Genomic DNA, 13,828 nt, shown 5'->3' on the forward strand with positions numbered 1-13,828 from the left:
CGCCTCCACGATAGCGCTCTTGCACGGTCGGGGTCGGGTACCATGGGGCGCACGAAAATGGGGACGCTGAGGTCGCCGCCCCGGGCGGGGGTGGTCATGCGGCGGCAGGCTGGGCTTCGCTGCCTGCTCGGACGGGTGTGACGGGGATGACACCCCACATATCGAGACGAGATGCTCGCCTGCGGACTGCGGACATACCCGGTTGCGATCAGGAGGACGAGGAATGACGAGGCGTGACCTGAGGCCGATGGCTGCCGTTGCTCTGTCTCGGTGGCTCGTGACAACCGGTCCTGCGAACCACGTCCTGAAGTCCTTCAGGGGCGTGTCGTTCTCACGGACCCTGAACCTTGATCTTGGTGCCATCGAAGGCGGTGAGCGCCTCAGTGCGCCCCTGATGCCGTCAGTGCCTCGCCCGCCTCGTCGGCGACCGTGCGCAGAAGCGCGGCATCCGCATCGGTTCCGCCGCGGTGTGACCACTCGCGCATGACCTCGACCCAGTACAGTACGACCGTGGCTGCCATGAGGTGGGTCGCGAAGTCGCGTGGGGGGCGCAGGGAGTCCGGGAGCAGTGTGGCCACGACCTGCTCCCAGCGCGGGACACGCGCGTACAGTGCCCTCAGGAGCGTGGGGTTCTCGTGCACGATGGCGAGCCTGAGGGCGACGTCCGAGAGCCCCTCCCCGCCAAGCTCGCCCACGACGGCATCGAGGACGGTGTGGGCGACATCGAGCGGGCGCGCGTCCTCTCCTGCCGTGCCCAGCGTGCGTTCGGCGACCACGATGGCGGCGCTGTCGGGCGGCATCCCCAGGATGACGTCCTCCTTGGAGGGGAAGTGGCGGAAGAACGTCATGACGGAGACGCCGGCGGCCTGGGCGATGTCGCGTGCCGTCGTCTCGTCGTAGCCGCGCTCGTCGATGAGCCTGAGGCCGCAGGAGCGCAGGCGGGAGCGCGTCGAGCGCAGGCGCTCTCCCTGCCACGTCTCTCGAGCTCGTACGGCCCGCACCGAGGTGCCGCGTCTGTCAGCCTGCCCAGTCTCTCGCATGGTCTTCCTGCTCCCATTTTGATGTGTATGCGACGTATGCCGCCACTAGGAGGAGCACGACGGCCGTCACGCAGAACGTCACCAGGATAGCATGGGCATATGCGCCACTCGCGGCGGTACGTATCGCCTGTGCCTGCACGTCACTCTGCGTGCCTGCGGCTTCGAAGGCAAGCGAGATGGACGCGAAGCCTTCGGCGGCACCTCCCCGGCATGTCGCGGCATAGACCGAACCCACGATCGAGCCGAGAGAGCCAATACCCACAAGGCATCCGAGCTGCTGAAAGGTGGAGATGAGGGCGGAGCCGCCACCTGCTCGCTGGTTGGGGACGCGCTCCATGCCCCATCCCTGCATGGTGGGCAGTCCCATGCCCATGCCCAGGCCGCAGGCGCACTGCCCCACGACCATGAAGGGATAGCCCATGAGGGTCGTCGACACGGCCATGACGACCAGGCCGAGGGCGATGAGGGCGAGGCTCCCCATGCATGCCCGTCGCTTGCCCAGCCCATCCGCGACCTGCTTGGTGATGGCGGATCCCGCCATGGCGGCGATGACCATGGGCATGAGCATGAGGGCGCCTACCAGCGCGCCGTTCCCGAGCGCCGTCTCGACGTAGGAGGGCAGGACGAACAGTATGCCCGATATGGCGAGGTTGAGTGCGAGCAGGGACATCGAAGCGGCCGCGAACGAGGGTGTGCGTAGCAGGCCAAGCTCGGCAAGTGGGTTGGAGGACCGCGTGTCGTGGCGGACGAACAGTGCGATTGCCACGGCACCCGCCACCATCAGGCCCCAGGAGTCCGGGGAGGCGAGGGAGACCTGCGCGTTGATGAGGCCGGCCGAGAGCAGGGAGAGGCCAACGAGTGCGAGCAGCGCCGAGAGGAGGGGCAGCCGACCGCCGGACGCACCGTCCCCCTCATGGAGCAGCTCCCCCTCATGGGGCAGGAGGGCCGCATTGAGCAGCATGGTGACGACGAAGGCCACCAGGTCGAACACGAAGATGGAGCGCCAGCCGGCAAAGTGGACGAGCAGGCCCCCGAGCACCAGGCCAAAGGGCGCCCCCAGGGTCATCGCGATGGCGCGCAGCGTGAGGGCGCGCAGCTGTCCCTCAGGGTCGAACAGGTACTTGATGAGGGCCAGTCCCATGGGGACGTAGAAGCCCGCCCCAAGTCCCATGAGGCCTCGTGCAACGATGGTGACCATGGAGTTGGGCGCGAGGACGCCGATGACCGATGCGACGACGAAGGCGCCCGTGCCCAGCAACAGCGTGCGCTTGACGCCCCACCTGTCGCCCAGGGATCCCGAGAGCAGCATGAACGCCGCAAAGATCAGGTTGTATGCCGAGACCATCCACTGTTGCTCCACCTGGCCGGCCCCCAGCGAGACGGAGATCGTGGGGAGGGCGACGTTGAAGGCCGTCGTGTTGGCGAAGCACACGAACGTTCCCAGGCAGAGGCCCCCCAAGGCCCTCCACGCCTGCCTCGTCGCACCTGCACCCAGTGTCGTCGGGTCGTCTCCCTGTCCTGTGGCCATGCGCACCGCCCCTCTTCGCATATCCGTACGTTACTCACTAGCATACGAGTAAGTTACTCAATATCATATGAATGTCAAGGGGGAGACGATGGCAGCCTGGTGCGACATCGTCGGGATGGGGCGCGTGTCATCCGAGGGGCGATGGTCTCCCTGCCGCCACCCAGGCGGGGTAGAAGCGCTGGAACCACTTGGTGAAGGCACCCATGAGCAGGGAGAGCGCGCTCACGGTCATGCCCGAGTAGGGATGCAGGGGGGTGGCGGACAGGGTCGCGACCAGTACGGCGCTGAGCGCGAACACGACCGCCCACGCCAAGGTAAGGATCCGGTTGCAGTCCATGAAGAGGGGGTTTCCCAGCGCCCTGTCCCCGCCATAGCGGGCCTTGACGTAGTGGGCGGTGAACGGGACGCCCGTGGCGCACGACGCCGCCCACATGGCCCCGTACAGCACATACGACACCGGCTGCGCCCACGACCCCCCGACGCCGGTGAGCACCGCCAGCGAGAACAGGGATGCCATGGCAAGGGAGAGGGTGTCATACACCGTCGTCTCGTGCCGGACGAGCAGCAGGGGCTCTATCGCGCAGGTGACGAGCACGGCCAGGGAGCCCGCCAGGGCATTGATGGGGGTGGCGATCCAGAACGCCATCAGGGGGAGCAGGGACGCCATCATCACGGGTGGCCTGCGCGCGGGCTTCGTCGCATCCGATGTGGGGCCAGCCTCGGTTGGCTCCTCGTTGGAGCCGAACACCTTGTTCCACTCCATCATGAGCGAGAAGTCGCCCTCCACCGTGTAGAGTCCCTGGCCGAGCGCCTGGGTGCCCTCGAGTTCCCCGCGGGCGATCTGCTGCCACACCGCAAGCGGCGTCCTGATCACCGTGGTCGCGGTGGCGGGGCGCCCCTCGACGACCTCGGCCGCCTGGTCGGTCAGGTTGATCTGGCACACCTCTTTGATATCGGTGTAGTCCATCTCGACCACGCGCGTCGTGCCGGCGTACGTCGCCGGGTTGTACAGCAGTGCCATCTGCCTGGTGAACGCAAGGGCCTCGGACGAGGGCGCGGTCGTGCTCCCATCCCCCTTGATGCCCCAGCTCGCGTTCGCCATGGCCTCGTATGTCTCCTTGGGATAGAGGAGCCTCTCAAGCCGCCCGCGCGTACCGGCGGCGATTACGTCCGCCTCCGCGAACTCCGCACCGGCCTGGCGCACGACGGAGAGGTACGCGTCGGTCTTTTCGCGCAGCTCCCTCACGTGGAACAGCTCGCCCTGCCCGCAGAAGATCGTCTCGTAGTCGCCCCGTCCGCAGATGTGGTCGAACATGCCTGTCACGGCGTCGTAGTTGCCCTCCGCTGTGTAGAACCCGCAGGTGGACACCAACACCGTGCGCTTGCCCGTGCGGTCGACGCGCGAGGGGTGCGCCCCGTTGCCCACGCCGTCGGTGCGGTCGACCATGAAGGGCAGCGAGGTGGGAAGCTGGCGGTCTATCAGGTTCTTGAGAGGGCCGGGGACGCCAAAGTAGTACAGGGGGAAGCTCCAGACGGTGACATCGGCCCATTGCTGGTCCTCGAGCGCCTGCGCCATGTCATCGTGCATGCAGCACGCGCCGGGCGTCTTACCCCAGCAGGAGAAGCAGCCCCTGCAGGGGGAGATGTCCAGCGACCTCACGTCGAGGGTGCGCAGCTCCACGTCCGACCTCGCGTCCCTCATGCCGTCCACGAACGCCGACGCGAGCTTGAGGGAGTTGCTGGCTGACCCTTTGGGGCTGCCGTTGATGAGCAGGATGTTCATTACTTCCCCTCCTGTAGCGTATCGAGCTGGTCCCTGCATGCCTGGCTCCACTCGTGCAGCATCCGCGCATAGCGGATGCCGAAGTCGGCCGTCATCATCCAGAAGACGGACTTCCCGGCATTGCCCTCGTGCGAGCCGTATGCGCCAATGATTTCCGGCACATCCTCCATCGCCGTGACGAAGCGCTCGCTGAGCGCGACGAGTACCTGCACGTAGGCTTCCTGCTCGCTGGCCTGTGCCTCTGCCATGAAGAACAGCCTCAGGAGGAAGGGGAAGCGAATCTGCACGTCGCCACGCACGTCAGCCTCCGTGGGCGAGAGCCAACGGGACAGTTCCTCCCGTCCCGCCTCGGTGAGGGAGTAGACCCGACGGTTGGGTCGTCCCTCCTGCTCCTCGATACGGCTGCTCGCGAACCCCTTGCGTTCGAGTCCTTGGAGCTCGCGATAGATCTGACTGGTGCTCGCGTTCCAGAAGAACGCGAGGGAGTCCCTGAACACCTCCATGATCTCGTATCCGGTCATGTCTCCATAGCTCAGCAGCCCGAGTACGCCATGTTTGAGCATTCCGTCCCCTCTCGCTCGGTAATATTCTATAAGTAGAATATTACATTTGTGGTATATGTCAAGGGGATGAGAAAAGTGAGACAGGACGTAGCGTCAGCAGCTGCGGGTGCTGGGGCACTCGTCCGTTGCACGCTGGGGCATGTTCCCGTTGCCCGCCTCATCCCTTGGCATATGCTGCTCGCAGAGGAAGGAAGGCCGACGTTAGGGATGCCATCCTACGGTGTGCCAGTGCGTGCACGGCATCTTCTCGTAGGGTGGGGACTCATGGCAACCAGACGCTGTGACTGGGGTGACGCGTTCGAGAGGATGCGCGCCTACATCGATGCGACCATGCATGAGCGATGCGTAGACGAGCAATGCAACGCCCGCCGCCACGCAGACGAGAAAGGCGCTTCTAACCCAGGCGACGCCATCGCCGAGGGTGGCAGAGAGCATGACGCCCACGAAGATGGCCGTGATGCCCCCGACGATGCCGCGGGAGAAGAGCTTGTTGGCAGTCTCCCTCTGGGTCGTGGTGTAGAAGTCCTCCACGTACGGATGCACCCTGACGAACGCATCGTGCCTGATGCCTGCCGGAATGACGAGGCGGAGCCCAGCGAGGGCGAAGGCGAGGAATGCCAGGTTGCGTTACCGGCCCATGCTGCCTGTTCGCTGACTTGTTGATTCCTGAAGGTCAGTGGGTGGGTATGATGCAAACAGGTGTGGCGGGAACTTCAAGAGGGAGCTCTTCGTGCTGCTGACGCGCGAGGACCGTTTGCGTGTTGCAGGGAGCCAAGACCGGGGGAGGCTGCCATGAGAAGCGCGACGTTGGTGGTCATGAGGCACGGCGAGTCCACGTGGACGGACAAGGCCCAGAACCGCTTTGCCGGCTGGGCGGACATCCCACTCACAGAGCGCGGCCGCGACCAGGCAAGACATGCCGGCGAGCTCATCCGTGACGCGAGCATCAGGCCCGATGCGGCGTTCACCTCCCTGCTACGCCGTTCGATAGAGACCTGTGACATCGTGCTCGACGTGGTCGACCGTCTCTGGGTCCCCGTGATTAGGAGCTGGCGGCTGAACGAACGCCACTACGGTTCCTTCCAGGGGGAGGCGCGTCCCGCCATGCGGGAGCGCTACGGCGAGGAGCTCTTCACGACCTACCGTCGCAGCTACGACGTGCGCCCGCCCGAGATTGCCACGAGCTCGCCCTGGTGGCAGGGAGATGACCCGCGCTATGGCGTCATCGCGCAGGATGGGCTCGACAGCCTCGATCCCGCCCAGATTCGCAGCGAGTGCCTGAGGGACGTGGTCGTGCGTCTCGAGCCGTTCTGGCAGGCCTTCGTCACGCCATGCCTCTCGCTCGGCGAGACGGTCCTCGTCGTCACGCATGGCTCGGTGGTGCGCTCCCTCATCAAGGTCATCGAAGGCCTCTCCGACGAGGAGATTCGCACCGTCAACGTGCCCACCGGCGTTCCGCGCGCCTACGAGTTTACGAGCGATGCGTTTGGCGGCCTACGGGTGCAGGGGAGCGGCCGCTACCTTGACCCCGAGGCTGCGGCCGCGGGCATCGCCGAGACGAAGGAGCTGGGCAAGGTGTAGCCGAGGGACATTGCATCCCAAGCGTTGCGCACCGTCTCTCCCGTCACGGCATCGGAAACGAAAGGGATGGACCATGGAGAGTTGGAAGACGCTCATCTCGCAAGGGTATAGCGACATCCGTGGCCTTCAAGGCACCCTCGGCCTGTCGGACGGGGACGTCGCCGTCGTGCGGGAGCTACAGCGGACGTTTCCCATGTTCGTCAACCCGTACTATCTCTCCCTGATTGACCCGAACGACCCAGATGACCCCATCAGGAGGATGAGCATCCCCGACGTGTCGGAGGCGGACCGCAGCGGTAGCCTCGACACCAGCGGCGAGCAGTCCAACACGGTCATGGCCGGACTGCAGCACAAGTACCGCGAAACGGCGCTGATCCTCTCCACCAACCAGTGCGCGATGTACTGCCGACACTGCTTCAGAAGGCGCATGGTGGGCCTCAGCGAGGACGAGACCTCACAGCACCTCGAGGGCATGTTCGCCTATATACGGGAGCACGAGGAGATCTCGAACGTGCTGATCAGCGGCGGGGACGCGTTCATGAACAGCAACGCCACCATCCGGCGCTACCTTGACGGACTCTGCGACATCGCACACCTCGACCTCATTCGCTTTGGGACCCGGACCCCCGTCACCCTGCCCCAGAGGATCACGGAGGACGACGAGCTGCTGGGGATCCTCGAGGAATATTCCAAGAGGAAGAGGATATACGTCGTCACGCAGTTCAACCATCCGAGGGAGATCACCAAGGAGTCGACCGAGGCGATAGACCGCCTTCTCAGGTTGGGGATTCCCGTCCGCAACCAAACGGTTCTGCTGCGAGGGGTGAACGACGACGCGCGCACGCTGGGGACGCTGCTGAGGGGGCTCACGACGATCGGGGTCATCCCGTACTACGTCTTCCAATGCCGTCCGGTGGCCGGGGTGGTCAACCGGTTCCAGGTCCCCCTGCGCGAGGGCTACCGCATCGTGGAGCAGGCGAAGCGCATGCAGAACGGCCAGGGGAAGTGCTTCCGCTTCGTGCTCTCGCACGTCACGGGGAAGGTCGAGATCCTCGGGCCCGCCCAAGGCGAGGACATGCTCTTCAAGTACCACCAGGCGAAGGAGGAGTCCGACCAGGGAAGGATCTTCCGCCAGCCGATCGCCGAGGGCCAGCGCTGGCTCTAGGGGTACCGAGAAGAGGTGCGTGCATGACGTTCCGGCTGCCTGGGCGGTCGGCTTCTCCGGTAACAGGTAGAGCTCTCTGCGCTCCCTCTTGACGCCGCATGCCATGGCGCCTGTCCTGTGGCCTGGGTGTGCCGCGGTTGGGGACATGCGCTGATGGGGCGAGTTTCCCCCGGGAAATGTAAAGTACTCTTGACATATAGCCACTGGATGTCGTATCATGCAAAATGTAAATGGTATTTTACATTCAAAGGCGGAAGGGGTGGTCTGGATGAAGAAGACCGACGAGATGGACCAACGCATGTTCCTGAGGTCGGAAGAGTGGGGCTATCGGGTCCTGCTCCTTGCGCTCTCTGCCTGGACCCTCTACAACTGCCTTCAGGCGGCTCTGAACGGGAGGGGATATGAGCCTGTCCCGGGCTGGGTCCTGTTGGGAGGGGTGTTGGCACAGGGTCTCTCGAGGCTTGCGATTCGGCAGCGGATGCTTGCGGGGGACGAGGAGTATCATGAGCCCAACCGACTCCTCCGCGTGCTTCTGGAGGCAGTGGCCGTTGTCGTGGCTCTGATTGCGGCTGGCATGTACCTCGTCTCCAGGGCATGACCGGCATGAGGAACAACGTCAGGGAGCGACGGAAGAGGGCGGGGTACCGTCAGGAGGACATGGCGGCGCTGCTGGGGGTCAGCCGCCAGACGGTCATAGCGATCGAGAACGACAAATATGACCCCTCCCTTGGGCTTGCGATCAGGATAGCGCGACTGTTCCAGACGCAGGTGGAGGAGGTCTTCTTCCCCGATCGGTAAGTACGGCTGCAGAGAGGATGCGGACGGGCCTTCCCGCCTAACGGTCGTGGACCTTGCGGAGGTGTCCGTGGTGTGTGCCAGCGTGGCCTAGCGGAGCCAGGCGACCTCGTACAGGAGCATGAGGAGGTACCGTGCAGCTCCTTGCCCACGTTGATAGCGGCATAGTGTCCAGGCGAGGAAGGAGAGCCTGGCCTGTCCCGCCTCAGAGATGTTCTATTGACCACGTACCCCACCTCAGCATGCTCTGCTTACAGGCATATCGTTGAGGTGGCGATATCATTGAACAAATTCTCATGGTCGATCACGATCACCAGCCTGTCGCGAGAGAGGGTTCTGAGCAGCCCTATGAGACGGGTTCTTGATAGCTCGTCCAAGCCACTTGCAGGCTCATCAAATATGAGTATTGATGCTCCGCGTAAGACCGCCCGCGCAATTGCCACCTTCTGTCGCTCTCCACCAGAAAGCCTTGAGGCGGCCGGTCCGACTTCCGTCAGCTCTCCCTCCGGAAGCCTGCTGATGATCTCATCCAGACCCGATAGGTGAAGAGCCCTCTCATAGGCTTCCTCATCCATCTTCTCGATCCCGAACGAGACGTTTTCACGTATGCTGGCATTCAAGAGGAAGGGATGCTGCGAGACCGCTGAACAGTACCCTTTCCATGAGTCGGTGTGTGTTTAGTCAAGCCCCAGTTTCGGGAATGTGCACGCATTTCTTTCGGGTCCGTGCACGAAACTTTTGCGGGTTTGCGCACGGACCCGCCGACCCTTGCAACCTCCTAGAACGGGACCTCGCGGACGCCGGGGTCCGGCGGCGCAGGGGGCCCGGTCGGCCCCAGCTCCTCCGGGTCCGCGACGCACTCGGGGCAGTCGAAGCCCCTGCAGAGCGTCACGACGTCGTGGTGCTCCAGCACCCAGTCGTCGAGGTCCCAGATGGGGCACGAGGCGCGGCGCGCCCCGGGCTTCTCCCTCACGTCACTCGCCTCCCTTCCCGAGCATCAGCGAGTTCTCCAGCCTGTGGCTGGGCCCGCCGAACTCCACGAGCCTGCCGTGGCGCGCGACCCTGTCGACGATCGCCGCGGCCAGCTCGTCGCCCGCGAAGACCGTGCCCCACCTGGAGAACTCCACGTTGGTGGTGAACACGATGCTCCGGCACTCGTAGCTGTCGGATATGACCTGGCAGGGCGGCCGCGCGCCGTCCACGTCGAAGGGCACGTGGCCGAACTCGCCCAGGATCACCAGCCGGGCCTTCGCGACGTCCGCGAGAACCCTGTCGAGCGTGCCGTCGCGCTTCGCCTTCCCGAGGGCGAGCACCAGCCGCGCGGTCTGGTAGGACCGCACGGGGGTGCCGGCGGCCACGGCGGCCGTGCCAAGGCCTATCGAGGCATGCGACTTGCCCCTGCCCGTCTTCCCGAAGAACACGAGGTCCTCCGCTGCGTCCACGAACGAGAGGCTGCGCATCTCGTCGGCGCCCCAGCCGTCTGGGAGCCTGACGTTGGGCCAGTCGAAGCCCCCGAGCGTCTCGGGGACGGGGAACCCCGCCTGCCTGAGGAGCCGCCCGCGCTTGGCGCGCTCCCTGTGCGACAGCTCGTCCTCGAGCAGCGACGTGCAGGCGGCGAGCTGGCCCGGGGTGGCCCTGCCGAGGAACGCGTCTATGGAGTCGCAAGATATGAAGAGCGCACGCGCGCACGCGCGGAGGAGGCCCTCGGCCTCCGACCTCTGCCTGCTGCCAGGCTGCATCGCCGGCGCCCCCCTCCACCAGCCCGAACGCGCGGTCGTAGGCCCCGAGGTCGACGTCCTCGCCGTACTCGCGGCGCGCCTCCCCCGAGGCGATGCGCGCCGCGGAGAGGCCGACGGTCGCGGCGTCTATGCCGCCCGTCGCGGACAGGGACTCGGCCATGGCCTCGACGGCGCTGGCGAACCCGTGGGCGCCGGCCTCGTCCCTGAGGATGCGCAGGTCGCGCCCCGGGCCCGGGGCGTCCTCGCCGTCCAGGTGTGCGACGAGCTCGCCGGGCAGGGACATCCTCACGATGCCGTCGCGCCAGCCGGCGGGCCTCATGCACAGCAGCTTGAGCTGCAGCATGGGGTCCGACGAGTCGGCTGGCGCGTCGCCCCACTCCCGCTCGTAGGTGGCGACCACCTCGCCGGTCTCCTGGTCGACCACCGTGACGTCGAAGGCGCCGAGCGCGACGTTGGCCTCCCTGCGGGCGTAGGCGGGGCCCGCGGAGTAGCGGTGGACGCCGCCCATCGTGAACACGCCCTGCCTGCTGCACCTGCGGACCTCCCACCTCGCGCACGAGAAGGCGGCGGGCGGCAGCTCGCGCAGGGCGGCCCTGTCCTCCTCGAACAGCTCGGGCTCGGGGGTGCCGAGGCGGTAGTGGGGCTTGTCGCTCATGTCCAGGCAGTCCGCGAGCAGGCGCCGGTCGAAGGCCCTGACGTCGTGGAAGCTCGGGACCGGGACGAAGGCGTCGCGCCTGTGGCAGCCGACCTCGTTCTCGACGTTGCCCTTCTCGTTGCCCGAGTAGGGGTCGGCGAGGGCGTGGTCGAGCCCGTAGTGGGCGGCGAACAGCCTGAAGAGCTCGCTGGTGCGCACCTCCCCGCACACCCTCCTGCCGACCTCCGTCGCGTTGTCGAGCACCGCGCGCGCGGGCACGCCGCCCACGAACGCGAGGACGCCCGCGAGCCCCTCGCGCACGCACTCGGCGGCCTCGCCCCAGAAGACCTGCGTGAGGCCCACGTCGGGGTGCGGGAAGCTCACCGCGAGGCAGTGGCCGCGCGTGAGCGCGCCCCTCACCCCGGAGTCCGCCTGGCCGAAGTCGACCTGGCACTCGCCGGCGAGCCAGTCCAGCTGCAGGAAGCCCTGGGCGTCCCTCTGGTCCGCCTCGCGGGCCATCTCCCCGCGGCGCCTCCTCACGTACCTCTGCACAGTCGAGTACGACCCGTCGTAGCCCTCCTCGTCCCTCAGACGCACGTACACGCGCACGGCCGTGTGGCGCTGCCTCCTCCAGTGCCTGGCGTCGTCGGCGAGCCACCTGTCGATGGTGCCGGCATAGGGCGCGAGCAGCTCGCTCTCGCCCCCCGTCCTTCTGGGCGGCTCCGGCGACAGGTCCTCCATGTCCCTGTGCTTGCGCACCGTGGGCTCGGACACGCCGGCGGCTCGCGCGATGTCAGCCACCGAGACGCCTCTCCTCCACATCCTCCTGATGTCCTCGATCTTGTCCACGCCGATCATCCTCTCTTGGCCTCCTCGTGTCGAAAACGGACGCATCGACAAAGGTAGGCCACATCAACGGGTGGTCGGCGTGCCCATGCACACATGCGAAAGATTTTCGTGCTCAGACCCGAAAGACTTCGGTGCTCAAACCCGCAACTGAGAGGCTATCAAACACAGGCATAGTGTCCAGGCGAGGAAGGAGAGCCTGGCCTGTCCCGCCTCAGAGATGTTCTATTGACCACGTACCCCACCTCAGCATGCTCTGCTTACAGGCATATCGTTGAGGTGGCGATATCATTGAACAAATTCTCATGGTCGATCACGATCACCAGCCTGTCGCGAGAGAGGGTTCTGAGCAGCCCTATGAGACGGGTTCTTGATAGCTCGTCCAAGCCACTTGCAGGCTCATCAAATATGAGTATTGATGCTCCGCGTAAGACCGCCCGCGCAATTGCCACCTTCTGTCGCTCTCCACCAGAAAGCCTTGAGGCGGCCGGTCCGACTTCCGTCAGCTCTCCCTCCGGAAGCCTGCTGATGATCTCATCCAGACCCGATAGGTGAAGAGCCCTCTCATAGGCTTCCTCATCCATCTTCTCGATCCCGAACGAGACGTTTTCACGTATGCTGGCATTCAAGAGGAAGGGATGCTGCGAGACCGCTGAACAGTACCCTTTCCATGAGTCGGTGGCTATTGACTTGAGGGGAATGCCATCAACAAGGATCGAGCCCGACCAATTCTGAATCGATCCCAGGAGTATCTTGGCGAGGGTGGTCTTTCCACTTCCATTGGCGCCCTTGATCAGGACAAGCGACGGTCGTACTAGGTTGGCATTGAGTCCCCCAAATAAGATCCTATCCCCACCGCCCCACCTAAAGCTCAGATCCCTTATCTCAATCTCCGTGGGTTCTGTCCTCATCATGATGGGGGCGCCATAGGCAGGGGAATCCGCTGGGAATACCCCGGCTATACGGTCGAGTGCGGCAAGGGCAGGCTGAAGTGATATAGACACTGACACTGCGACAAGAAAGGGGCTGTAGAGGTATGAGGCATACTGCACGGATGCAACGATCTGCCCCAGAGACAACCTAGAGTCACCCATGAGCACGCCGCAAACGATATATACCAGGGCGGCAGACGCCGTTGTCAAGACTTTCATGCTCTCGCCTGTCACGGAGGCAAGAACAGCCTGCCTGATTGACTTGTCCCTGAATAGCCTGTTCGCTCGGTCAACCCTCTTCGTCCCATAGGCGGAGGAGGCATTTATCTTCGCTTCCTCCCTGCTCGCAACCGCCTCCGTCGTCCTGCCCGCAAGTCGTGCGCCTGCCTCGAACGCTTCGGCCATGGCAACTCTGTATTTCCGTACAGAATGAACCGCATAGGCTGCATACACGGGAATCGGCAGCATGGCGAAAAGCAAGATGCGCACATCGGTCGACGCCATGAGTGACACAGCGACCATCGCCTGAAGGATACTGCTCAAAAAGGTAAAACTCGTCTGTGAGAAAAGCGAGGAGACGTTGTTTGCCTCATTAATCCTCGATGCGATATAGCCGTCATCCTTGTCCGAAAGCCAATCGGTAGGCATCGATAGCGCTCGAGAGACCAAAGCGCCGCGAAAATCCGAGACGATGCTTTGCCCGACCCTTGCAAGTAGCTTCGCCGCACTGACCGAGAGCAGGGATTGGGCACCTGCAATGACAACCAGCGAAACCGCGAGTAGTATTATGATGTTCAGTCTTCCAGTACCGAACCCATCATCGATGAGTAGCTGCATAACCAATGATGGAAGCACGGTCAAGGCCGAATAGCAGAGGAGGAGCGCGCCTGCGCCGGTCAGTTTGCCCTTGTTGCCCCGAACGTATGGAGTCAAGAGGCGCAGGGAGCTGCCTCTGTTACTGACCAAATGCCTGAGAAAATGCATGCGGATTCCTCTTCATAATGGTGGCATAGACAGATAACCTCTTCTCGATCGTTCTGCGAATGGCCGCACAAAACGAATCGCCGAGATGGTAGTAAGGGTCATCCTCAGTTGTTGCGAAGCACTTTGGGCAGAGGCGAGACACATTGCACTTCGAGCAGTGTGACAATACGTGCACGGTATACTGGTCTACTGCCTCTTGGGCCGCCCTAAGTCCTGGTAGTCGCTAAAGTTCCTCACG

General features: G+C 64.3%; 12 protein-coding genes and 2 pseudogenes. 4 read left to right on the top strand and 10 right to left on the bottom strand.

Annotated elements, in window-relative coordinates; all coding sequences use genetic code 11:
* Positions 1 to 380 precede the first annotated feature (380 nt).
* From J2S71_RS08225 to J2S71_RS08245, 5 genes are all read right to left on the bottom strand, one after another.
* The gene (locus J2S71_RS08225) at positions 381 to 1,040 is read right to left on the bottom strand and encodes a TetR/AcrR family transcriptional regulator (protein WP_307390693.1); all 660 of its coding nucleotides are present in this window, start codon (positions 1,038 to 1,040) and stop codon (positions 381 to 383) included.
* On the bottom strand, positions 1,018 to 2,568 hold the full coding sequence (locus J2S71_RS08230; RefSeq protein WP_307390697.1) for an MFS transporter: 1,551 nt from the start codon (positions 2,566 to 2,568) through the stop codon (positions 1,018 to 1,020). Before J2S71_RS08230 ends, J2S71_RS08225 begins: the two co-directional genes overlap by 23 nt.
* Before the next feature lie 127 nt (positions 2,569 to 2,695).
* A complete protein-coding gene (locus J2S71_RS08235) occupies positions 2,696 to 4,351 on the bottom strand; it encodes an NAD(P)H-dependent oxidoreductase (RefSeq protein WP_307390700.1) in 1,656 nt (551 codons plus the stop codon).
* Entirely contained in the window at positions 4,351 to 4,914 is a 564-nt protein-coding gene (locus tag J2S71_RS08240) for a PadR family transcriptional regulator (protein ID WP_307390703.1), read from the bottom strand. The genes J2S71_RS08235 and J2S71_RS08240 overlap by 1 nt, the downstream gene beginning before the upstream one ends.
* A gap of 201 nt (positions 4,915 to 5,115) precedes the next feature.
* Positions 5,116 to 5,445 (bottom strand): hypothetical protein, encoded by a 330-nt coding sequence (locus tag J2S71_RS08245; RefSeq protein ID WP_307390705.1) that lies wholly within the window; start codon positions 5,443 to 5,445, stop codon positions 5,116 to 5,118.
* A 261-nt stretch (positions 5,446 to 5,706) separates the two neighbouring features.
* On the opposite strand from J2S71_RS08245, the gene J2S71_RS08250 reads away from it, so the two are divergent.
* The 4 genes from J2S71_RS08250 (at position 5,707) to J2S71_RS08265 (ending at position 8,458) form a co-directional block, all read left to right on the top strand.
* The gene (locus tag J2S71_RS08250; RefSeq protein ID WP_307390708.1) at positions 5,707 to 6,495 is read left to right on the top strand and encodes a 2,3-bisphosphoglycerate-dependent phosphoglycerate mutase; all 789 of its coding nucleotides are present in this window, start codon (positions 5,707 to 5,709) and stop codon (positions 6,493 to 6,495) included.
* Between the two features lie 73 nt (positions 6,496 to 6,568).
* Positions 6,569 to 7,660 carry a KamA family radical SAM protein gene (locus tag J2S71_RS08255; protein WP_307390711.1) on the top strand — a complete coding sequence of 364 codons (1,092 nt, stop codon included), beginning with the start codon at positions 6,569 to 6,571 and terminating at the stop codon, positions 7,658 to 7,660.
* Positions 7,661 to 7,928: 268 nt separating this feature from the next.
* Positions 7,929 to 8,258, top strand: a complete 330-nt coding sequence (locus tag J2S71_RS08260; RefSeq protein WP_307390714.1) for a hypothetical protein — start codon at positions 7,929 to 7,931, stop codon at positions 8,256 to 8,258.
* Positions 8,255 to 8,458: a helix-turn-helix transcriptional regulator gene (locus J2S71_RS08265; RefSeq protein WP_021725829.1), complete on the top strand. Its 204-nt coding sequence runs from the start codon at positions 8,255 to 8,257 to the stop codon at positions 8,456 to 8,458. Before J2S71_RS08260 ends, J2S71_RS08265 begins: the two co-directional genes overlap by 4 nt.
* A gap of 248 nt (positions 8,459 to 8,706) precedes the next feature.
* Here J2S71_RS08265 and J2S71_RS08270 read toward each other — a convergent pair.
* From J2S71_RS08270 to J2S71_RS08290, 5 genes and pseudogenes are all read right to left on the bottom strand, one after another.
* Positions 8,707 to 9,111: pseudogene (locus tag J2S71_RS08270) on the bottom strand (ATP-binding cassette domain-containing protein); the annotation flags it as partial.
* A gap of 122 nt (positions 9,112 to 9,233) precedes the next feature.
* Positions 9,234 to 9,428: a hypothetical protein gene (locus tag J2S71_RS08275; RefSeq protein ID WP_307389107.1), complete on the bottom strand. Its 195-nt coding sequence runs from the start codon at positions 9,426 to 9,428 to the stop codon at positions 9,234 to 9,236.
* A 1-nt stretch (position 9,429) separates the two neighbouring features.
* Positions 9,430 to 10,194: an ATP-binding protein gene (locus tag J2S71_RS08280; RefSeq protein ID WP_307390719.1), complete on the bottom strand. Its 765-nt coding sequence runs from the start codon at positions 10,192 to 10,194 to the stop codon at positions 9,430 to 9,432.
* A 379-nt stretch (positions 10,195 to 10,573) separates the two neighbouring features.
* Positions 10,574 to 11,722 (bottom strand): annotated as a pseudogene (istA, locus tag J2S71_RS12335) (IS21 family transposase); the annotation flags it as partial.
* 212 nt (positions 11,723 to 11,934) lie between these two features.
* A complete protein-coding gene (locus J2S71_RS08290) occupies positions 11,935 to 13,590 on the bottom strand; it encodes an ABC transporter ATP-binding protein (RefSeq protein WP_307390722.1) in 1,656 nt (551 codons plus the stop codon).
* Between the last annotated feature and the right edge of the window lie 238 nt (positions 13,591 to 13,828).

The sequence above is a fragment of the Olsenella profusa DSM 13989 genome (genome assembly GCF_030811115.1).
Taxonomy (GTDB): domain Bacteria; phylum Actinomycetota; class Coriobacteriia; order Coriobacteriales; family Atopobiaceae; genus Olsenella_F; species Olsenella_F profusa.